Here is an 18348-nt window from a genome sequence, read left to right as displayed (position 1 = left end):
GCACGCTGGCCTGGAACGGCTTCCGGCACTTCGAGCTGTATTATGCGGTGTCCGGGATGGGCGCGGTCTGCCACACCGTCAACCCGCGCCTGTTCCCCGACCAGATCGCTTACATCATCAGCCACGCCGACGACCGCGTGCTGTTCGCCGACACCAGCTTCGCTGCGCTGATCGAGGGATTGGCGCCGCGGCTGGCCGGCTGCGTCGAGGCGGTCGTCATGATGACCGATACCGCGCACATGCCGACGCTGGCACTGCCGCCCGGCATGGCCCTGCACTGCTACGAGGCGCTGATGGCGGCGGCCGACGAGGACTACGGCTGGCCGGCGTTCGACGAGAACACCGCCAGCTCGCTTTGCTACACCTCCGGCACCACCGGCGAGCCGAAGGGCGTGCTGTACAGCCACCGCTCCACCGTGCTGCACGCCATGACCATCGCGCTGCCGGACGCCATGGGACTGGGTGCTGCCGACCGCATCCTGCCCGTCGTCCCGATGTTCCACGTCAACGCCTGGGGCTTGCCCTACGCCGCTCCGCTGGTCGGCGCGTCGCTGGTGTTCCCCGGTCCGCACCTCGCCGGCGAGCCGCTGCAGCGGCTGATGAACGAAGAGCGCGTCACCTTCGCCGCCGGTGTGCCGACCATCTGGATGGGCCTGCTTCAGCACCTGCGCGCCAGCGGTACCCGGCTCGACACGGTGAAGCGCCTGGTGATCGGCGGGGCCGCCTGCCCGCGTACGCTGATGGAGGCGTTCGGCGACGAGTATGGCGTGCGCGTCGACCACGCCTGGGGCATGACCGAGCTGAGCCCGGTCGGCACCTACAACGCTCCTAAGGCGGGCAACGCCGGCCTGGAGGGCGATGAGCGGATGCGCCTGCGCATGAAGCAGGGCCGCGCCGTGTTCGGCGTCGACCTGAAGATCGTCGGCTCCGACGGCCGCGAGTTGCCGTGGGACGGCGTCAGCTTCGGCGACCTCTACGTGCGCGGTCCCTGCGTATGCAGCGCCTATTTCCGCAGCGAGCCGGACGGGCTGTCGCACGATGACGCGGGCTGGTTCCGCACCGGCGACGTCTCCACCATCGACGCCGACGGCTACATGGAGATCACCGACCGCTCCAAAGACGTCATCAAGTCGGGCGGCGAGTGGATCAGTTCCATCGCGCTGGAGAACATCGCCGTCGCCCACCCCGATGTCGCCGAGGCGGCGGTGATCGCCGCCCGCCATCCGACCTGGGACGAGCGACCGCTGCTGATCATCGTGCCCGCGCCCGGCACGGCGCCGGACCCGGTGGAGCTGCTGCGCTTCTTCGAGGGCAAGGTGGCGAAGTGGTGGATCCCCGATACCGTGGTTCTGGTGGACGAGCTGCCGCACACCGCCACCGGCAAGCTGCTGAAGACCGCGCTGCGCGACCGCTACCGCGAGCATTACCTGCCGCGGCAGAGCGCCGCCGAATGACTGTCTTTCCCTGATACGCAGGAGGTTTGTCATGACCGCCACGGAAGCCGAACGCGCCATCCGCGCCGTCATCGAGGACTGGCTCGCCAAGGTCCGCGCCAAGGACGCCGCCGGCATCGCCGCGCTCTACACCACCGACGCTACTTTCATGCTGCCGAACGCGGAGGCCCTGGGCGGGCGCGAGGCGATCGGCACCGCCTGGACCCAGCTCTTCAGCCTGCCGGAGCTGGCGCTGAACTTCGGCCCCACCCGCATCGATGTCGCCGAGGCGGCCGACATGGCGGTGGAAATCGGCACCTACCTCATGCAGTTCGACCGCGATGGCCACGGCGTGAGCGACCGCGGCAAGTACCTGGTGGTGTGGAAGCGCACCGCCGAGGGTTGGCGGGCCGCCGCCGACATCCTCAACAGCGACCTCCCCGTCGGCACACCCGGCCAAGCCTCGGCCGCAATCCTGGATACGGCCGAATAGGGTCGCGCCGGCAAGCCGGCAGGCATCGCGTCCAGCCCTCGCAAAGCGTGCGAAGACGCAGAGGATCGCTCTCGGCATGGTGAAGCTGCCGGTAGGAGTTGGTGGTAAGGGGCCGACTGTAAATCGGCCCCAACGCCGTTCACTCCGCCGCGACAGCCTCGACCGGGTCGGGCCGAACCACGACCGTACGCGCTACGGACACCACTTCGTCCGCTGGCATCCCGACGCGACGGGCGTGCTCCCGGATCGCCTCCGGGCTCACCGCTTCGTAGATGCAGACGGTGCCCAATTCGCCGCTCGGCTCTTCGACGACGTAGGAGCGGATCCAGCGCACCTGGTCGGACATCTCCTCGTTGCCGATACGGGCGGAACGGCCGGCCGTCGCCTCGAGCTCCTCAGGGGTCTTCCAGGCGGTGCGGCGGCGGATGACGTAGAGCTGCATGTCGTTCTCCTCTGTCTTGTGTCGGCGCCGGGTGACGGTGGAGGCACCTGGGCCCCGTGCCATTCGGTTGTTCGATCGCTGATCCGGATCACCTCGGTGCCCTCACCGTTGGGCGTTGGCCGGAAGCAACGCTCAGACCATGCCTCGGCGGTGTCTCAAGGCGTGAGACGCGACTTTCGACATTCCTGGTGGGTGGATCGGTCGGGATTTGGCGGTGCCGAGGGCGGATCCGCCTATTTGCGGGGGCGATTCCGCCAGTTCTCTTTTGGGCGGTTGAGCCGCAATGGCTCGAATGGCATGCCTGTTGGTTCGGAAGCGACATCACGCCATGGAGGCGACCGATGATCGACGTGACCGTACTGTTCCTGGACGGCGGCATGTTGTCGACCGCCATCGGACCTATGGAGGTGTTCCGCTGCACCGGCGTGCTGTGGAACCTGCTCACGGAGCGGCCGGTTGCCCCGCGTTTCCGCGTCACCACCGCTTCCTTCGATGGCGGAGGCGCCCAGCCGGACGAGTTGGTAACAGTCACCCCCACCCGATCCCTTGCCGAGATTGACCACACGGATCTGATCTTCATCCCGGCGGCGGGGCTGACGCTCGCCTCTATGGCGGAGACGGGCTATGACGTGGACGCGGCCATCGCCCGCAATGCCCGGGTCATTCCGTGGCTGCGGGCGCAGTGGTCACGGGGCGCTCAGATCGCGGCCGTCTGTTCCGGCGTCGCGCTTCCCGCGGCGGCCGGGCTGCTCGACGGCCGGCCGGCCACGACGCACTGGGGCATCGCCGATCTGTTCCGGCAGCGTTTCCCGGACGTGGACTGGCAGCCGGAGTACCTGGTCACGGATTCGGCGGGCCTCTACTGCGGTGGCGGGATCAACGCCGCCGCCGATCTCAGCCTCTACTTGGTCGAGAAGTTCTGCGGCCGCGAACTGACGATGCAGGTCGCCAAGGCCATGTTGCTGGAGATGCCGCGGACGTGGCAGGTCGCCTTCGCCCACCTTCCAGCCAGCGCGGACCACCACGACCCGGCGATCCAGCGAGCGCAGGACTGGATCCACGCCCATTACAACCAGGACACCCGCTTCGAGGCGCTTGCCCAGCATGTGGGCATGAGCCCGCGCAATTTCCTACGCCGCTTCAAGGAGGCGACCGGACGGGCGCCGCTCGCCTACCTCCAAAATCTGCGGATCGCAACCGCCAAGCGGCACCTGGAGACCGGGCGCCTCACCGTCCAGCAGGTCGGCAGCGCTGTGGGGTATGATGACGCGATCTTCTTCCGGAGCCTCTTCAAGCGCCACACCGGCCTCACTCCGGCCGAGTACCGCCAGCGGTTCGGTAAGCGCCCGCTCCTCGCCGCGGAATAGCCTCTGCCTGGGGCAGCAAGCGTACTCCCCAGTATGCGGGGGTCTTTACTTGGGTGCAGTGGGCCACTACAGGCAGCATGCAGTCTACAGGCAGCATGCAGTCCGCTTAGCGCCAAGAGTGGCCTCCGGGCTCTGTTGCAAAGGCCTCGGTGTCTCTGGGAATGGGTTTTGAAACAGTGTCCGCATCCGGCATTTCGTCACCGCTTTCCGGCAATGAGGAAGGTGCGGACCATGGCGGTGGTCCCCTGCGGGTTCTCCTCCATGATCCAGTGGCCGGAATCCGGCAGGATGGCTTCCTGCACGTCCTCGGCGGCAAAGCGCATCACGGTCGCCATCATCGGCCCGAACGACTTCTCGCCGCCGATGGCGAGCACCGGCATCTTGAGCTTCCCGCGGCCGGCCAGGAACGCCTTGTTGTCGGCGGCGTCCTGGTCGAACGCCGCGAACTGGCCGAAGCCGGAATGCATGGCACCGGGCAGTGCATAAAGCTTGGCGTAATGGTCGCGCGCGGCCTCGCCGATGCGGGTGGGGTGGGCGGCGAAGTCGTTCCAGAAGCGGTCGAGGTAGATGCGCTCGCGCCCGGCGACGAGGCGCTCCATGTCCGGGCCGCCGAACCGGAAGTGCCAGAGCAGCGGCGTCTTCAGTATCTCCTCCCAGGGACCGATGCCCGGCAGCGGTGCGTCGATCAGCACGAAGCGACCGACCCGCTCAGGGTGCTGCACGGCGAAGGCGTAGCCGACCATGTTGCCGATGTCGTGCGTGACCAGATCGGCGTTGGCGATCTTCAGCGTGTCAAGCACGCCGACGACGTCGCCCGCCTGAGTCTTCTTGTCGAAACCGCCAGCCGGCTTCGAGGACAGCCCGAGGCCGCGCAGATCCGGCACGACCACCGTGTGATCGCGGGCAAGGTCGGCCGCCAGTGGCGCCCACATGTCGCCGGTCGAGCCGTAGCCGTGCAGGAGCACGACGGCCGGCCCGGTGCCACCGACGCGCACGTGGATGCTTGCGCCGTTTGTCGCGATCTCCTGGGTGCGGAAGGTGGAGGGGAAGGTTTGCTCCTGCGCCGACGCAGGGGCAGTCAGCGCCAGCGCCACGACAGCGCCGGTGGCCAGGGTACGGAACATGTCGGATCTCCTCGCGAGTGTCAGGCGCCGAAGCCGCCGTCGATGGTCTGCAGCGAGCCAGTGATCATCGCACCGTGCGGGCCAGCGATGAAGGCGGCCAGTTGGGCGATCTCGTCGGTGCGCGCGTGCCGCTTGATAGCCATGAAGCTGTGCATCTGCTCCGCCATCGGGCCGTCGGCGGGGTTCATGTCGCTGTCGGTCGGCCCCGGCTGGATTGCGTTGACGGTGATGCCGCGGCCACCGAAGTCGCGCGCCAGCCCGCGGACCATGCCCTGCACCGCCGATTTGGTGAGCGCGTAGGCGGCACCGCCGGCAAACGGCATACGGTCGCCGTTGACCGAACCGATGACGATGATGCGGCCGTTACCGTTCATCCGGCGCGCCGCCTCGACCGCGGCGTGGTAGGGCGCGCGGACGTTGACGTCGATCATCCGGTCGACGGCGTCGGGATCGAGGGTGAGCGGGTCGCCGAGGACCAGCGCGCCTGCGTTGACGACCAGGATGTCCAGCGCGCCGCGGTCGGCCACGGTGGCCACCAGAGCGCCGCGGTCGGCACTGTCGGTGCGGATCGCCTCGGCGCCTGTCTGCGTGGCCAGCGCCTCGGCCGCGTCCTTCGACCCGGCGTAGGTGAAGGCGACCGCGCCGCCGTCCCCGGCGAAGCGCCGGACGATCGCTGCGCCGATACCCCGGCTGCCGCCGAGGACCAGGATGTTCTTGCCCGTAAAACCAGCCATGACCGGCTCCTTGCGTTAATGTAGTGATTGCTACATATATGAGGCGGGCAACGACATCAAGGGTATTTTATAGTGAGTGCTACAAAAATTCCCGAAAGGCGCGGACGGCCGCGTTCCTTCGACGCGGACCAAGCGGTCGAGACTGCGATGAAGCTGTTCCACGCGCGCGGTTACGACGCGGTCGGCGTGGCCGAGCTGAGCAGCGAACTGGGCATCAAGCCGCCGAGCTTCTACGCCGCCTTCAGCAAGGCCGGGCTGTTCGACCGACGAAGCTGGGATCACGATGAGAACCACACTGCACGCGGAGCCTTCCGCTGGCTGCCGCTACGTGGCCACGTGCTCTTCGATGCGATCGACGCGCTCCGGATAGAACGCCAAGTGCTCGCGGATGGCGGCCACAGCGGGATAGGGGGCCTCGTACGTCCAAACGGCGTTGGCCGCACGGTGATCGCCCACGTGCAGGCTGTAGTAGGCGGCATCGCCCTTGTAGGGGCAATGCGTCGTGTGCGCCGTGCGCTCGAAGGTCGTCATGTCGGCATCCGCGCGGGGGATGTATTGGACCGCGGGCAGGTTCGCCTCCGTCAGCGTCAGGGCGCGTGCGGTTTCGGCGACGACCCGGCCGGCGAAGACGACCCGGACCCGGTTCGGGTTGGGGGTGATCATGATGGGGTGGTCGGGGCCGGGGATTTTCACAGCGATCCTCCTTGCTCAGCAGTGTTCGCGGCGGCCATGGCACGGCCGTCATGCCCTATATGGCCGGCCGCGGCGGTCGGGCGACCTGCCCATCTGTCCGGGGCGTCGCCCACCCATCTCTCCGGTGTTCGCCGGATCCCGCGGCGCCCAGATGCCTGGACGGGTGGCCGCTTCAGGAGGCGGCCGGAACGGAGGGCGGACCATGACAGGCGATCTCCTCGACACACTCTCTCACCAGATGACCGGTCTCGCGGGCCATATGGCGGCGTCCGTGGTGGCCGTGCACGGCGGTTCGGGGCCGCCGTCGAGCGCCGTCGTCTGGCGCCCGGACCTCGTCGTGGCGGCGGAGGACCGGCTTGACGCCGATGACCGCATCACCGTGCGGGCGCCAGACGGCCGGTCCTTGACGGCGACACTCGTCGGCCGGGATCCCGGCACCAACGTAGCCCTGCTGCGGCTGGCGGGCGATGCCGGCCTGGTGCCGGTCGTCGCCGGTGACGCCGGCACATTGCGCGTCGGGCAGGCGGTGCTGGCCATTGGGGTGCGCGACGGAGGAGCGGCCGTGGCTGCCGGCATCGTGCACAGCCTCGGCGCGGGGTGGAAGAGCCGGCACGGAGGCGCCATCGATCGTCTGGTCCGGCTCGACCTGCGGCTTCCCCCGGCGCTGGAGGGGGCACCGCTCGTTACCGGCGACGGGCGGGTGCCGGGTGTGGTGACCAGCGGGCCGCGGCGCAGCGTCATCCTCATCCCGGCCTCGACCATCGACCGGTCGGTCGATCAGCTCGTCGCCCATGGGCGCATCCGGCGCGGCTTTTTGGGGGTGGCGATGCAGCCGGTGCGCCTGCCCGAGGCGATGCGCGCCGGGCGTCCCGACGCTGCGGCCACCGCGGTGCTTCTGGTGGACGTGCAGGCGGGCAGCCCGGCCGATGCCGGCGGACTGCTGCCCGGCGACATCGTCACCGCCTTTGACGGGACGCCGCTAACCGATCCGCGCGACGTCTTCGTGTTGCTCGGGTCCGACAGCGTGGGCCGCGCCATCCCCATATCGCTGTTGCGTGGCGGTGCGCCCGTCGAGGCGACCGTCACCGTGGTGGAGCGCGCAAGGCGCTGAACGGAGCGGCGATGCGGGTGACCGTGGTGGCCGGAAACCCGGTGATGCGGGCCGGCTTGGACAGCATCCTGAGGGCGCAGGGATTCGAGACGGACGCCGTCTCGGAGCCCGCGGCGGTGGCGAGGCTGTTCGGCGGCGATGCGCCCGATGCCGCTCTGCCCGACGCCGTTCTCATCGATGCCGTTGCGGCCGACGCGGACGCGGTCGGGAAACTTCTGGACGCCCTGCCGACGCACACCGCGGTTGTCCTGCTGGACACGCGTGGCGAGGCGGCGTGGGCGCTGCACGACGGCGGGCGGGCGCTGCTGCCGCCCACCGCGACGGCGGAGGAGATCGTCACGGCCCTGCGTGCGGCGGCCGCTGGCCTGATCGTCGTCCACCCGGCGCTCGCCGCCCCACGGCACGCCGCTCCGTCTCCCGCGGACGCATCGGTGCTGACGGCGCGCGAGTTGGAAATCCTCGGTCTGCTGGCCGAAGGCATCGGCAACAAGTCGATCGCCCGCCGGCTGGACATTTCCGAGCACACCGTCAAATTCCATCTATCGTCGATCCTGGCGAAGCTCGGTGCCCGCAGCCGCACCGAGGCCGTCATGCTGGCTGCCCGACTTGGATTGGTGATGCTGTGAGCACGCCCGAGCGACACCCCCGCAACTCCCCCGGCAAATGGTACGTCGATACCCGCTGCATCGATTGCACCGCCTCGCGCACGGTGGCTCCCGGACTGATCGTCGCGCGCGGCGGCCAGTCGGTGTTCGCCCGGCAGCCTGCCACCCCCGAGGAACGGCTGCAGGCGTGGCGGGCGCGGCTCGTCTGTCCGACGGCATCGGTGCGGACCGAGGAGCACGAGGACGTGCCGGCGGGCGTCTTCCCGGAGGCGATAACGGACGGCGTCTTCCGCCTTGGCTACAACGCGCGGTCGTCGTACGGCGCCCATTCCTTCCTGGTCCGCCGGCCGGCTGGCAACGTGATGGTGGACGCGCCGCGCTGGACACGCGCCGTCGTTGCTCCCCTCGAGGGATGGGGCGGTCTGTCCGACATTCTTCTGACCCACCGCGACGACGTCGGCGATGCCGGCCGCTACGCCAGCCACTTCGGCGCCCGTGTCTGGATCCATGAGGCCGACCGCGACGCCGCACCCTTTGCGGACGGAATCATCACCGGGAACGACCCGGTTGCGATCCACGACGACCTGCTGGCGATCCCGGTGCCCGGCCATACCGAGGGGAGCGTCGCCTACCTGCACGGCCAACGCTGCCTGTTCACCGGCGACACCCTCGCCTGGAGCTTCGAACGCAGCGACCTGACGGCGTGGCGCGAGGTGTGCTGGTGGTCGTGGCCGGATCAGCTCTCGTCCTTGCGGCGGTTGCTCGACCACCGTTTCGAATGGGTGTTCGCCGGCCATGGCGGAAGTCACCGCCTCGCCCCGGAGGAGATGAAGGTTCGCTTGGCGGCGCTCCTCGCGCGGTTAGAGACGGTGACGTGACAACCGCTCAAGGGTCATGGACAGCCTGCGGACATGACTTCCGGGCCAGTACAGGCGTCCGCAGCAGGGGCAGGTGTTGAACGGCCCCGGCAGCCCCCGGATGGACGGCGGCAGCGCGACCATCTCGTCCGCCGAGGCGGGTCGCACGACCGTGTTGTCCACCAGGCAGCGCGTGAAGGGCGCGTGCAGCCAGTCGATCCGAAACGCCGTGCCAAGGGCCTGCGCCTGCTCGACCACGCTCTGTCCGCCGACCAGGAAGCCGTCGGCCCCCGCGGCCTCGGTGAGACGGCGGTCGCGGGTCAGAAGGGTGCGGCCTTCGCGTCGCGCCTGGGCCAGCAGGCGCTCGTCCGCCGTTCCCCCCTCGGCCAGCAGGGTATCGTAGCCCGCCGCCCGCAGGAGGCGCGCCAGCCGCCCCAGCATTTCATCGCACAGCCAGCGCATGCGTCCTCAACACCGGCACGGGGCGGTTCGGCACCCCGCCACCCGCCTCGCCTAAGCTTTCCGCAAGGCGACGCTGCCCCCGCGTCGGCTTCCGGTACGATGCTGCGGTTCGACTGGCTGCGATCGAGGGGGTCGAACAGAATCCCGACCTTCTTCCGCTCACTCCGTGAGGCGGCGTAGGCGTCCGTGGCGACGATGGCGTCCCAGTCGCCGATCACCTCGTCATCGGCCCGGCCGCCTGTGGCCGTGGTGTAGCCGATCAGTGACCGACGCATTCGCCGTGCTACTCTGAGCGGCGTGACGGAGCGTTGTCCTTGTTTCACATCCGTGCCACAGGCGGCTCCACCGATGAAAGATTGGATCTCAATGAGCATGCGGCCATGGGAAGGGCGTGACCGGCTGGTCGCGATCGACATCGAGACGACCGGACGGCGCCTGCCGAGCCTCCAGGACATCCGTAAGGCACCCAAGGGCCTGCGTCAGCCCGGCATCATCATCGAGATCGGGTGTCTTGAGATCGTCCGTGAGGGCGGGGCCTGGAGGAAAGCGCGCACCTGGGAGTCCCGGGTCAACCCCGACGCCCCTCTCCATCCCGACGCCATCAAGGTGCACGGCATCCGGCCCGCCGACCTGAAGGCGGCGCTCCGCTTTCCTGAGGTGGCCGACGCGCTGCTCGCCTTTCTGGGCGAGGATCTTCTGGTGGCGCACGCCTATGAGAACGAGATGGACTTCCTGAACTACGAGTTCGCGCGCTGCGGACGCGCTGCATGGGGTGCCGACACGTTCTCAGCGGACCGGTTCATCTGTACCAAGGAGATGTCGCACGCGGTCTTCCCCGGCGCTTCCGGCTCGCTCGATGCGCTGTGTGATCGGCTGTGGCTCGACCGGAGTGATCGTTTCGCCCATCATGGCGCGCTGCTCGACGCAGACCTGACGGCTGACGCCTTCGTCAAAATGGCGTTGGGAGACACCGGCCCGCGCGGCGCCGTGTACGAGTGAGGCGCAGCGCCGGGCATTCGGACATTGTGCCGCGCGCCCCTGACGGGCGGAAGGCGCCAAGGTCGCAGCTCGGCCCGCGCTGGCCGGCCGACGCGACGCCTTTGTGGTGTCTGCTTCGTCATGACGACCCCATCTTCTCAGGAATTGGGGCCTTCGGAAAACCCCGGTGCGGGTCACCGGCATCTCCGGTGGTTGTGCGGGTGCAACTCAGGGCTCTGCTTGTTGAACAGCGAAAGCTGAATATGTGCCTCGAAGCCGCCGTCCCCTTTCGCCACACAATTGGCGGCCGTTGACCCATGGCGGACCTCAGGCACGGCGGCAGGGCATGGTGCGCTGCGAGGCTCAGGCTCAGGTTCAGCTAGAAATGCGCTACATCCACCCCTGCCAAGGCAATTCATTCCGCTGGCGGCTTCGCCCTTTGCCACGCGTCGAGGATCTCGCGAGCATTGTTCCGCTGCGGATTCATCGTCTCGTCATGCCCGTCGCTCCTGGCCGCAAGTTCGATGACATAGCCGTTCGGGTCGCGGAAATAGATCGAGCGAATGAAACCGTGATCCGAGATCCCCCGGACTTCCCGGCCTTCGATCCGTCCCTTGTCGTGCATCCGCTGCAGCGTGTCGGGATCGACCTCCAGGGCGATGTGCAGGTCGAAGTCATGCTGCACCCTGAACTCGAATGGCCGGTCCGGCGCTTCGAAAAATGCTAGAAAGGAGCCATCGCCCATCCTGAAGAAGGTGTGCAGGGTGTCCGTCCGGCGGCCAGTCTTGGTCTCCTTGATTTCGAGGGCACCCGCCAAGGGCAGCCCGAGGAAGTCTTCGTAGAACCGACGCGTCTCCTCGGAGTCGCGGCAGCGGTACGCGTTGTGGTGCAAGCCCTTGATCACGGGTTAAGTCCTTTCTGCGAGGCCATGTCCCGATCGCTCACGGAAGCGATCAAGTTCCGGGACGACCGTCGGTTTCGGCGGTCGTCCTGCCGTTCGATCCTCTACTGCTTGTGATGGGCAACGGCTGCGGGGGCGCTTTCCAGCAAGGAATAGCTGTAAGCACCATCGCAGGAGACATCAGGATTGGTCGTGGCGAAGTGGCCGTTGGGGTTTGCCTTGAACAGCCAGACGTGCAGATCGTAATGGTGCAATTGTTTCGGAATGAGCGGCTCGTGCCCTTCCATCGGACCGTCGAAGGGCTGTCCAAACAGCTGTGGTCTCTCGGTGATCCCAGTCGCCAGCGGCACAAACCACTCGGCAGCGACCAGTTGGAGCTTGCCGCCCTTCGGCTCATACACCAGGATCTGTGGTTTCACAGGATCAAGTACGGGACCAATAAGCTGAGGGTTCAGGAAATGGACCCCCATGCCACCTTCTTTGTAGTGCACGCAACCGAGCGTCGAGAAATAGCCGTCGCGAACCGCGAGGACGGGGTCTTTGTACTTCGCAAGGACCGAGCGCACGGTCGCCAGATCCGGCGGTAGCGCAGGCTCGGGGGCTTCAGCGCGCACCACTCCAAGTGGAGTGATCATAGCCAGCAGGACGGTGAGTGCAACATGCCGCGTCCTAAGGGAAATTCCTCGTGCGACCTGCTTTGGGAAACTTGGCTTCATGTGCCCCTCCTCAATGAATGGCTCTCCGCGGCGCATCCCAATCTCGGGACGACCTCCTCGCTGCGCCGAAGCCTTCGCGCAGCAAATGAGACAAACGGGACGCGCTGCTTTGTAGCGAGCGTGAATGGCCTGTTCCCTCGGCCGGGTCGACCGCTCGGAGAGGCTGATCCGGGAGGGTCGGCTGGTCAGACGCGAGGAGCACTCCGAGGCTTCAGGGCCTAGGAACACCCCCGCCGAGACTGTCAGGAGGATTCTCATCCATCGAGCGTGTTCCTACTGACTTGAGCGATGCTTCAGGCCCCGACAACGGCCCAGGACTTATCCTACTTCAGACCTCAAGAATCCCGGCAGAATCTTTCGGGGGAGCTTGTAGCCGCCTTGTCACAGTTCGCTTCGTCCAGCCGATTGCATTAACGATAATGGAGTTGCCCCGGATCGGTGGAGGGCTCAGGGCTTGGATCACTCAGCAGGCGATCCGAGCCTGACGGAAAAACTGCGGTTCGAAAGCCGCCGTCCCCTTTCACCACACTCCTATCGGCGGCTATTACCCTATCCCTGAAGTTGAAACCGTCCGCTTCGCGCCAGGAGCGCGCGCTGAAACCGGGCATCAGGCCCACGCCACGCGATCGGTCAGATCCCGGCGTACCACTCGTAACCGCGGTCCTCCCAGAATCCGCCGCGACCGCGGCTGATGTGGGCGAAGCTCTCGACGACTTCGATGCGCATGAGGTATTTCGCCTGCTTGTAGCCCAACTGCCGCTCGACCCGAAGCCGCAGCGGCGCACCGTTGGCGACCGGCAGGTCCTGTCCGTTGAGCGCATAGGCCAGGATGGTCTGCGGGTGGAAGGCGTCGACGAGGTCGATGCTCTCGTAGTAGCGGCCGCTGCCGTCCGCCGACCGCTCGTACTCGTCGGCGCAATGGAAGACCGCGTAGCGGGCGTTCGCCGCCAGCCCGGCGGTCTGCAGCAGGAGCCCCAGCGGCACCCCGGTCCATTTGCCGATGGCGCTCCACCCCTCGACGCAGTCGTGCCGCGTGATCTGGGTGCGCGACGGCAGCTGCTTCAGGTCGGCCAGCGACAGACTGAGCGGTCGCTGCACCAGCCCGTCAATACTCAGGCGCCAGTCGGCGAACCCGGTTTCCGCGAGGGCGGCGTACGCCTCGCCCGCCGGCCTGGAGGTGCCGTTCGACCGGAACACCGGCGACAGCTCGGCCTCGGAGTACTCGCGCGCCAGCGCGCCACCCGACAGCAGCGCGCGCTGCGCGCCCATGGTGAGCCGCTCCGCCAGGCGAAGGATGCGCTCGACGTCGGCGTTCTGCACCAGACGGTCGCACCCGCCGAGCGCCAGGGCTCCCGCACCAGCGGCGGCCCCCGCAAGGAAGCGGCGGCGTGGAATCCGTGTGCTCATGACGATGAATCCTCGCTGTGGATCGCGTAGCGGCCGGTGATCATCGAGCGCAGATTGTTCCAGGCGCCCGAGGCGACGACCATGGCGACGTGCACCGCCACGAACAGGATGAGCAGCGATGCGGTGACGAAGTGCAGCGTCCGGGCGGATTGCCGGCCACCGAACAGGTCGAGCAGCCACGGCCACGCGGCGTCCACCCCGGGCGACATGGTCAGCCCGGTCGCCACCATGCCCGGCAGCAGGATCAGGATGACCGACAGGTAGGCAAGCTTCTGGAGCGCGTTGTAGCGCCGCGCCTCGTCCCCCCTGGGAAAGTGCAGCCGCGCATGGTCGGCGACCTCGCGCAGCAGGTGCCGTGGCGTCAGCTGGTCGGCCGAGGGCAGAAGGCCCCGCCGGAGGTGTCCGGACACGAGGCCGTGCAGCAGGTACGCCGCCCCGTTGAGCACCAGCCCCCAGGCGAAGAAGAAGTGCCAGCGCCGCCCGCTCGCCAGATCCCGATAGCTCGGGATCGTCAGCCAGGACGGGAAGGCACGCTCCTCCAACGCGCCGTCGGACCCGGCGGAGGCGCCGAGGACGCCGGTGGTGGGCACGGCGAGGCCGCCGACGCGGGTCACCCCGCGGAGCGTGTCCCCGACCGCCACCGCAGTGATGTCGAGGACGGCCCGGTCCGGCTCGAAGCCGCTCTGCCCCCAGTGCAGCGAGGGATGGGCGTTGAAGATCTGCAACCCGCTGAGCAGGAGCACCGCGAGGCAGATCACGTTGATCCAATGCGTCACCCGCACGGCCACGGAATGGCGCCTGATCAGAAGACGACCCGGTTTTCGGGCGTCGGCGACAAGGGTGTTCATGGACGGCTCTTCGGCTGTCCGAGGCACCGGCCCCGTCCACGGACGGAGACCGGCGCTGCGGCGCTGCGCTACTTCTTGGAGGGGGACATGGCGTCCGGCTTCATCGCGTCGGCCTTCATGGCGTCCTTGCCGGAACAAGCCTCCTCCATCTTGGCCGCCTTCATGGCGTCCTTCTCCATCCGCGCCTTCTGCATGCAATCGGCCATCATCGCGTCAGGCGCCTTGCTGTCCATTGCCTTGCTGCTCTGCATGCCCATCGAGTCGGATTTCATGGCGTCCGACTTCTTCATGGCGTCCTGTGCGTGGGCGACGCCAAACGCGAGGGGAGCGGCGACCAGCGCGAGGGCGAGGCTGCGGATCAGGGACTTCATTGGTCGTTCCTTCCTGAGTTGTGCGGACCCGTCGGGTGCCGCGAGGGATTGGGAATCAATCGGAGGCGGCCGCCAGGATCGGGCCGCCGGCCGTGCTCTGGACGAGGATCGCTGTGCGCAGGCCCGAGGGAGCAGGCGACACCGGCAGGACGGTCTCCAGTCCCGCCCAGGTGCCGATCCGGGCGAGGTCGCGGACCACGCGGGCGTGCGGCAGGGTCCGGCCGGTGTTCTCGCCGCGCCCGACCGGCACCTCGATGATGGTCGGCTCGTAGCGGACCAGCCAGACATCGGCTGGCGCGGGCGGTGTCGCGTCGGCTCCGATCCGCACCGATCCGGCGGACAGGACGACGTCCGGCCCACGGTCGGTCCTCGCCCGTGCGATCAAGTCCTCGACCTCGGCCAGACGGTTGCCGATGGCGTCGGCCCGGCCGTTCACCACCATCTGCGGCGTGAACGGCCCAGACCGTCCGAGCCGGGGTTCGTAGGTCGCCTGCCGGGCGGTGAAGTCGGGACGCGCGAAGACGTCCTTCCAGCCGAGTTGGTCCCAATAGGTGACGCCGAAGCTCAGGGCAAGCACATCCGGCCGCCGGCTGAGCGTGATCAGGTTGGCGTTCGCCGGCGGGCAGGACGAGCACCCCTGGCTGGTGAACAGCTCGACCACCACCGGGCGCTCGCCGGCCGCCACGGCGGGGGCAAGAGCGGGGGCGAGCACCGCCAGCAGAGCGCAGGTCCACAGGGCGTCTCCGGTTTTCATGGGATCCCTCGTGATCATTACAGCCCTGGCGCCGGTGCCGGCCATGTCCGTGAGTACGAGCGGACCGGAAGGCGGGTTACAGGGGTCACGCTTTCGTGATCCCGCGCACGATTGGAGGACGTGCGGGGCGGCGTCCATGTACCGTTGCGTCAGGGGGGCACCGCGCCTTGTAACCGCGGGCCGACTACGTACGAATTCACAGTGGTGCCGACGTGAGCAGCCTCGAACCCCGCCTGAGCGCGCTGATGCGCGCGTCGTTGGCAGGCGATGCGCAGGCCTACCGCGCGTTTCTGTCGGAGCTGACGGTCCTGCTGCGCCGCTATTGCCTGAGGCAGCTCGGCGCCGACCGGCTCGCCGACGCCGAGGATCTGGTCCAGGAGACCCTCATGGCGATCCACACCCGCCGCGCCACCTACGACCCCGATCGTCCGGTGACGGCTTGGGCGCATGCCATCGCGCGCTACAAGCTGGTGGACCACCTCCGCCGCCGGCACCCGCAGGTGGGCGTGCCGCTCGACGACGTCGAGGACTTCCTCGCCGCGCCGGACGACACCGAGCCGGCGATGGCCCGCTGCGACGTCGGGCGCCTGCTCGACACGCTTCCCGAGCAACCGCGCGCCCTGATCCGGCAGGTGAAGCTGGAGGGCGCCTCGATCGCTGAGACGGCAGCGCGGACCGGGCTCTCCGAATCCGCGGTCAAGGTGGGCATCCACCGCGGACTCAAGGCGTTGGCGGCCCGCTTTGGCGCAGGGGGGAACCGTGCCCGCAACGGATGACCTCATCGACGGCCTGGTGTCCGACCTGCGGCCCGTTGCGCCCTTTTCGGCGGTCGGGACGGTGACCCTCGGTCTTGGCGGCGGGGTGCTGGCGGCCACCGCGGTGATGATCGCCGGGCTCGGCGTGCGCGCGGATCTCGCGACGGCCATGGGGACCGCCGCCCATTGGATCAAGCTCCTCTACACGCTGGCGCTCGGCGTGTGCGCCGCGACCGCAATGAACCGGCTGGCACGGCCGGGAGGGTCGGCACCCCTTGCCTGGGCGGTGGCCGCCGCCGTCTTCGCGACCGTCGCTGGGCTGGCGGCGCTCCAACTGGCCGAGGCGCCGCCGGAGGCGCGCCGGCCGCTCGTCATGGGCGCGTCGGCGGACAAGTGCCCCTGGCTGATCCTCGTCCTGTCGCTGCCGATCTTCGCCGGTGCGGTGTGGGCGATGCGGCGCCTCGCGCCCACGCGGCTGACCGTCGCCGGCTTGGCGGTTGGCCTTGCGGCCGGGGGGCTGGGGGCGTGCGTGTACGCGTTTCACTGCGACGAAACGGCCATACCGTTCCTGGCCCTGTGGTACACGCTCGGTATCGCCGCCGCCGGAGCCGTCGGCGCCGCCACGGGTCGCTTGCTGCTGCGGTGGTAGGGAACAGCCTCTGCCGGTCAGCGGCCGATGTCGGCTCTGCGCCGATAGTGTTGAAGAAGTCGGGGTTGCTGGCGGCGTGAAGTCCTGATTCAGTTCTCCTGGGCAGAGGAGGACGCAGCGATGATGGGCGAGCGGACGGTGATGCAGGAGGCGCTGTTCTATGAGTTCAGCCTCGAGCGCCACGTCCCGTCGGACCACCTGCTTTGCTCGATCGACCTGTTCGTCGACCTGTCCGGCATCCGCGCCCATCTGCAACCGTTCTACAGCGCGCTCGGACGCCCTTCGATCGACCCGGAGCTGATGATCCGGATGCTCATCATCGGGTACTGCTTCGGCATCCGCTCGGAGCGCCGACTGTGCGAGGAGGTGCATCTGAACCTCGCCTACCGCTGGTTCTGCCGGCTCGGTCTGGAGGGCGACGTGCCGGATCACTCGACCTTCTCCAAGAACCGTCACGGCCGCTTCCGCGACAGCGATCTCCTGCGGAAGCTGTTCGAAACGACGGTGCAGCGCTGCATGGAGGCCGGACTTGTCGGGGGTGACGGCTTCGCGGTCGATGCCAGCCTGATCCGGGCCGACGCCAACAAGCAGCGCTCGGCGGCGGGGTCGGAGGAGGTCGACTGGGAGGCGATGGCGGCGACCCGTCGCTCGGTCCGGGAGTATCTCGCCACGCTGGACGAAGCCGCCTGGGGCACCGCCAGCGAGGTGACGCCCAAGTTCGTCTCGCGCTCGGATCCGGCCGCGCAGTGGACGGGGGCGCAGAAGGGCCATGCGTTCTTCGCCTATGCCACCAACTACCTGATCGACCTCGAGCACGCCGTCATCGTCGATGTCGAGGCGAGCCGCGCCATCCGGCAGGCGGAGGTCGGCGCCGCCCGCACCATGCTCGACCGCACCCAGGAGCATTTCGGGCTGTATCCCGAGCGGCTGGCCGCCGACAGCGCCTACGGTTCGGCCGAGATGCTCGGCTGGCTGGTCCATGAGCGTGGCATCGAGCCGCACATCCCGGTCTTCGACAAATCCGAGCGCCGCGACGGGACCTTTGAACGGGCCGACTTCACCTACGATCACGAGGCCGATGCCTATGTCTGCCCGGCCGGCAAGCACCTGCGGCCGCGGCAGAAGACCTATCGGATGCCGCGCCCGCTCGCCGACGCCGACGGCCTGATCCGCTATCGCGCCAGCACGCTGGACTGCGCCCCTTGTCCGCTCAAGCCGCGTTGCTGTCCGACCACACCCGCTCGCAAGGTCCCGCGCTCCATCCACGAAGGGGCCCGCGACCTGGCGCGCGCCATCGCCGCCACCGACGCCTACGCCACCTCACGGCGCGAGCGGAAGAAGGTCGAGATGCTGTTCGCCCACCTCAAGCGCATCCTGAGGCTCGACCGGCTGCGACTGAGGGGGCCGAACGGTGCCCGCGACGAGTTCCACCTCGCAGCTGCCGCCCAGAACCTTCGCAAGCTCGCCAAGCTCATCCCGATGCCGGAACCCAGCCCGGCATGAGAGACCCTCTGCCCGCTGGCCCCTCGCGGTCGGCACGGCGGCACTCTGTCGGCACCCGACTTCTTCAACACTATCGGCGCAAAGCGGACGGTCACTCCGTCCGGAAAAGGGCAGATCCGGAAATCCGGATTGCCGCTTGATCCGG

General features: G+C 68.3%; 21 protein-coding genes and 1 pseudogene. 11 read left to right on the top strand and 11 right to left on the bottom strand.

Annotated elements, in window-relative coordinates; genetic code table 11:
• Together TSO221_RS32655 and TSO221_RS32650 are read left to right on the top strand one after the other, a co-directional pair.
• Positions 1 to 1454: long-chain-fatty-acid--CoA ligase (locus TSO221_RS32655; protein WP_109122639.1), on the top strand; the 1454-nt coding region annotated here is incomplete at its 5' end.
• A gap of 31 nt (positions 1455 to 1485) precedes the next feature.
• Positions 1486 to 1926: an SgcJ/EcaC family oxidoreductase gene (locus TSO221_RS32650; protein WP_109122638.1), complete on the top strand. Its 441-nt coding sequence runs from the start codon at positions 1486 to 1488 to the stop codon at positions 1924 to 1926.
• Between the two features lie 139 nt (positions 1927 to 2065).
• Here the strand turns inward: TSO221_RS32650 and TSO221_RS32645 are convergent, their stop codons facing one another.
• Positions 2066 to 2368 carry a DUF4242 domain-containing protein gene (locus TSO221_RS32645; protein ID WP_109122637.1) on the bottom strand — a complete coding sequence of 101 codons (303 nt, stop codon included), beginning with the start codon at positions 2366 to 2368 and terminating at the stop codon, positions 2066 to 2068.
• A gap of 341 nt (positions 2369 to 2709) precedes the next feature.
• Between TSO221_RS32645 and TSO221_RS32640 the strand changes: the two genes are divergently transcribed.
• Complete coding sequence (locus tag TSO221_RS32640; RefSeq protein ID WP_109122636.1) at positions 2710 to 3735, top strand: helix-turn-helix domain-containing protein; 1026 nt, start codon at positions 2710 to 2712, stop codon at positions 3733 to 3735.
• Positions 3736 to 3932: 197 nt separating this feature from the next.
• On the opposite strand, the gene TSO221_RS32635 is transcribed toward TSO221_RS32640, so the two are convergent.
• Both TSO221_RS32635 and bdcA read right to left on the bottom strand, forming a co-directional pair.
• On the bottom strand, positions 3933 to 4859 hold the full coding sequence (locus TSO221_RS32635) for an alpha/beta hydrolase (protein WP_109122635.1): 927 nt from the start codon (positions 4857 to 4859) through the stop codon (positions 3933 to 3935).
• A gap of 20 nt (positions 4860 to 4879) precedes the next feature.
• On the bottom strand, positions 4880 to 5593 hold the full coding sequence (bdcA, locus tag TSO221_RS32630) for an SDR family oxidoreductase (RefSeq protein ID WP_109122634.1): 714 nt from the start codon (positions 5591 to 5593) through the stop codon (positions 4880 to 4882).
• Positions 5594 to 5740: 147 nt separating this feature from the next.
• Here bdcA and TSO221_RS36915 point away from each other — a divergent pair.
• Positions 5741 to 5845, top strand: a pseudogene (locus TSO221_RS36915) (TetR family transcriptional regulator); the annotation flags it as partial.
• Positions 5846 to 5917: 72 nt separating this feature from the next.
• On the opposite strand, the gene TSO221_RS32620 reads toward TSO221_RS36915, so the two are convergent.
• Positions 5918 to 6286 carry a DUF427 domain-containing protein gene (locus tag TSO221_RS32620; RefSeq protein ID WP_109122633.1) on the bottom strand — a complete coding sequence of 123 codons (369 nt, stop codon included), beginning with the start codon at positions 6284 to 6286 and terminating at the stop codon, positions 5918 to 5920.
• 202 nt (positions 6287 to 6488) lie between these two features.
• Between TSO221_RS32620 and TSO221_RS32615 the strand changes: the two genes are divergently transcribed.
• From TSO221_RS32615 to TSO221_RS32605, 3 genes are read left to right on the top strand one after another with little or no spacing between them, the layout of a single operon-like run.
• Positions 6489 to 7397 carry a S1C family serine protease gene (locus tag TSO221_RS32615; RefSeq protein ID WP_158284286.1) on the top strand — a complete coding sequence of 303 codons (909 nt, stop codon included), beginning with the start codon at positions 6489 to 6491 and terminating at the stop codon, positions 7395 to 7397.
• 11 nt (positions 7398 to 7408) lie between these two features.
• Complete coding sequence (locus TSO221_RS32610) at positions 7409 to 8023, top strand: response regulator transcription factor (RefSeq protein WP_109122631.1); 615 nt, start codon at positions 7409 to 7411, stop codon at positions 8021 to 8023.
• A complete protein-coding gene (locus TSO221_RS32605) occupies positions 8020 to 8880 on the top strand; it encodes an MBL fold metallo-hydrolase (RefSeq protein WP_109122630.1) in 861 nt (286 codons plus the stop codon). Before TSO221_RS32610 ends, TSO221_RS32605 begins: the two co-directional genes overlap by 4 nt.
• Here TSO221_RS32605 and TSO221_RS32600 read toward each other — a convergent pair.
• Positions 8863 to 9321: a Mut7-C RNAse domain-containing protein gene (locus TSO221_RS32600; protein ID WP_109122629.1), complete on the bottom strand. Its 459-nt coding sequence runs from the start codon at positions 9319 to 9321 to the stop codon at positions 8863 to 8865. The genes TSO221_RS32605 and TSO221_RS32600 overlap by 18 nt on opposite strands.
• Before the next feature lie 348 nt (positions 9322 to 9669).
• On the opposite strand from TSO221_RS32600, the gene TSO221_RS32595 reads away from it, so the two are divergent.
• Positions 9670 to 10320 carry an exonuclease domain-containing protein gene (locus tag TSO221_RS32595; RefSeq protein ID WP_247878376.1) on the top strand — a complete coding sequence of 217 codons (651 nt, stop codon included), beginning with the start codon at positions 9670 to 9672 and terminating at the stop codon, positions 10318 to 10320.
• A 394-nt stretch (positions 10321 to 10714) separates the two neighbouring features.
• On the opposite strand, the gene TSO221_RS32590 is transcribed toward TSO221_RS32595, so the two are convergent.
• The 6 genes from TSO221_RS32590 to TSO221_RS32565 all read right to left on the bottom strand — a co-directional run bounded on the left by TSO221_RS32590 (position 10715) and on the right by TSO221_RS32565 (position 15296).
• On the bottom strand, positions 10715 to 11203 hold the full coding sequence (locus tag TSO221_RS32590) for a VOC family protein (RefSeq protein ID WP_109122627.1): 489 nt from the start codon (positions 11201 to 11203) through the stop codon (positions 10715 to 10717).
• A 101-nt stretch (positions 11204 to 11304) separates the two neighbouring features.
• The gene (locus tag TSO221_RS32585; RefSeq protein ID WP_199229724.1) at positions 11305 to 11916 is read right to left on the bottom strand and encodes a hypothetical protein; all 612 of its coding nucleotides are present in this window, start codon (positions 11914 to 11916) and stop codon (positions 11305 to 11307) included.
• Positions 11917 to 12546: 630 nt separating this feature from the next.
• Positions 12547 to 13323: a molybdopterin-binding protein gene (locus tag TSO221_RS32580; RefSeq protein WP_109122625.1), complete on the bottom strand. Its 777-nt coding sequence runs from the start codon at positions 13321 to 13323 to the stop codon at positions 12547 to 12549.
• The gene (locus TSO221_RS32575) at positions 13320 to 14171 is read right to left on the bottom strand and encodes a cytochrome b/b6 domain-containing protein (RefSeq protein WP_109122624.1); all 852 of its coding nucleotides are present in this window, start codon (positions 14169 to 14171) and stop codon (positions 13320 to 13322) included. Before TSO221_RS32575 ends, TSO221_RS32580 begins: the two co-directional genes overlap by 4 nt.
• A gap of 68 nt (positions 14172 to 14239) precedes the next feature.
• The gene (locus TSO221_RS32570) at positions 14240 to 14542 is read right to left on the bottom strand and encodes a pentapeptide MXKDX repeat protein (RefSeq protein WP_109122623.1); all 303 of its coding nucleotides are present in this window, start codon (positions 14540 to 14542) and stop codon (positions 14240 to 14242) included.
• Positions 14543 to 14597: 55 nt separating this feature from the next.
• Positions 14598 to 15296 (bottom strand): DUF1223 domain-containing protein, encoded by a 699-nt coding sequence (locus TSO221_RS32565; protein WP_109122622.1) that lies wholly within the window; start codon positions 15294 to 15296, stop codon positions 14598 to 14600.
• Between the two features lie 212 nt (positions 15297 to 15508).
• Here TSO221_RS32565 and TSO221_RS32560 point away from each other — a divergent pair, with 212 nt between their 5' ends.
• From TSO221_RS32560 to TSO221_RS32550, 3 genes are all read left to right on the top strand, one after another.
• A complete protein-coding gene (locus TSO221_RS32560) occupies positions 15509 to 16072 on the top strand; it encodes a sigma-70 family RNA polymerase sigma factor (RefSeq protein ID WP_109122621.1) in 564 nt (187 codons plus the stop codon).
• Positions 16056 to 16700 (top strand): DUF1109 domain-containing protein, encoded by a 645-nt coding sequence (locus tag TSO221_RS32555; protein WP_158284285.1) that lies wholly within the window; start codon positions 16056 to 16058, stop codon positions 16698 to 16700. The genes TSO221_RS32560 and TSO221_RS32555 overlap by 17 nt, the downstream gene beginning before the upstream one ends.
• Positions 16701 to 16820: 120 nt before the next feature.
• Positions 16821 to 18203, top strand: coding sequence for an IS1182 family transposase (locus TSO221_RS32550; protein WP_109122619.1), 1383 nt, complete (start codon positions 16821 to 16823; stop codon positions 18201 to 18203).
• Positions 18204 to 18348: the final 145 nt, after the last annotated feature.

The sequence above is a fragment of the Azospirillum sp. TSO22-1 genome (genome assembly GCF_003116015.1).
Lineage (GTDB): Bacteria > Pseudomonadota > Alphaproteobacteria > Azospirillales > Azospirillaceae > Azospirillum.
This window is presented reverse-complemented; position numbering and strand designations above follow the sequence as displayed.

Coding starts and splice junctions, on each gene's coding strand:
- TSO221_RS32600 (WP_109122629.1), bottom strand. CDS start 9,321: ATGCGCTGGCTGTGCGATGAAATGCTGGGGCGGCTGGCGCGCCTCCTG.
- TSO221_RS32595 (WP_247878376.1), top strand. CDS start 9,670: ATGAAAGATTGGATCTCAATGAGCATGCGGCCATGGGAAGGGCGTGAC.
- TSO221_RS32650 (WP_109122638.1), top strand. CDS start 1,486: ATGACCGCCACGGAAGCCGAACGCGCCATCCGCGCCGTCATCGAGGAC.
- bdcA (WP_109122634.1), bottom strand. CDS start 5,593: ATGGCTGGTTTTACGGGCAAGAACATCCTGGTCCTCGGCGGCAGCCGG.
- TSO221_RS32635 (WP_109122635.1), bottom strand. CDS start 4,859: ATGTTCCGTACCCTGGCCACCGGCGCTGTCGTGGCGCTGGCGCTGACT.
- TSO221_RS32565 (WP_109122622.1), bottom strand. CDS start 15,296: ATGAAAACCGGAGACGCCCTGTGGACCTGCGCTCTGCTGGCGGTGCTC.
- TSO221_RS32640 (WP_109122636.1), top strand. CDS start 2,710: ATGATCGACGTGACCGTACTGTTCCTGGACGGCGGCATGTTGTCGACC.
- TSO221_RS32550 (WP_109122619.1), top strand. CDS start 16,821: ATGATGGGCGAGCGGACGGTGATGCAGGAGGCGCTGTTCTATGAGTTC.
- TSO221_RS32580 (WP_109122625.1), bottom strand. CDS start 13,323: ATGAGCACACGGATTCCACGCCGCCGCTTCCTTGCGGGGGCCGCCGCT.
- TSO221_RS32585 (WP_199229724.1), bottom strand. CDS start 11,916: ATGAAGCCAAGTTTCCCAAAGCAGGTCGCACGAGGAATTTCCCTTAGG.
- TSO221_RS32570 (WP_109122623.1), bottom strand. CDS start 14,542: ATGAAGTCCCTGATCCGCAGCCTCGCCCTCGCGCTGGTCGCCGCTCCC.
- TSO221_RS32575 (WP_109122624.1), bottom strand. CDS start 14,171: ATGAACACCCTTGTCGCCGACGCCCGAAAACCGGGTCGTCTTCTGATC.
- TSO221_RS32645 (WP_109122637.1), bottom strand. CDS start 2,368: ATGCAGCTCTACGTCATCCGCCGCCGCACCGCCTGGAAGACCCCTGAG.
- TSO221_RS32610 (WP_109122631.1), top strand. CDS start 7,409: ATGCGGGTGACCGTGGTGGCCGGAAACCCGGTGATGCGGGCCGGCTTG.
- TSO221_RS32615 (WP_158284286.1), top strand. CDS start 6,489: ATGACAGGCGATCTCCTCGACACACTCTCTCACCAGATGACCGGTCTC.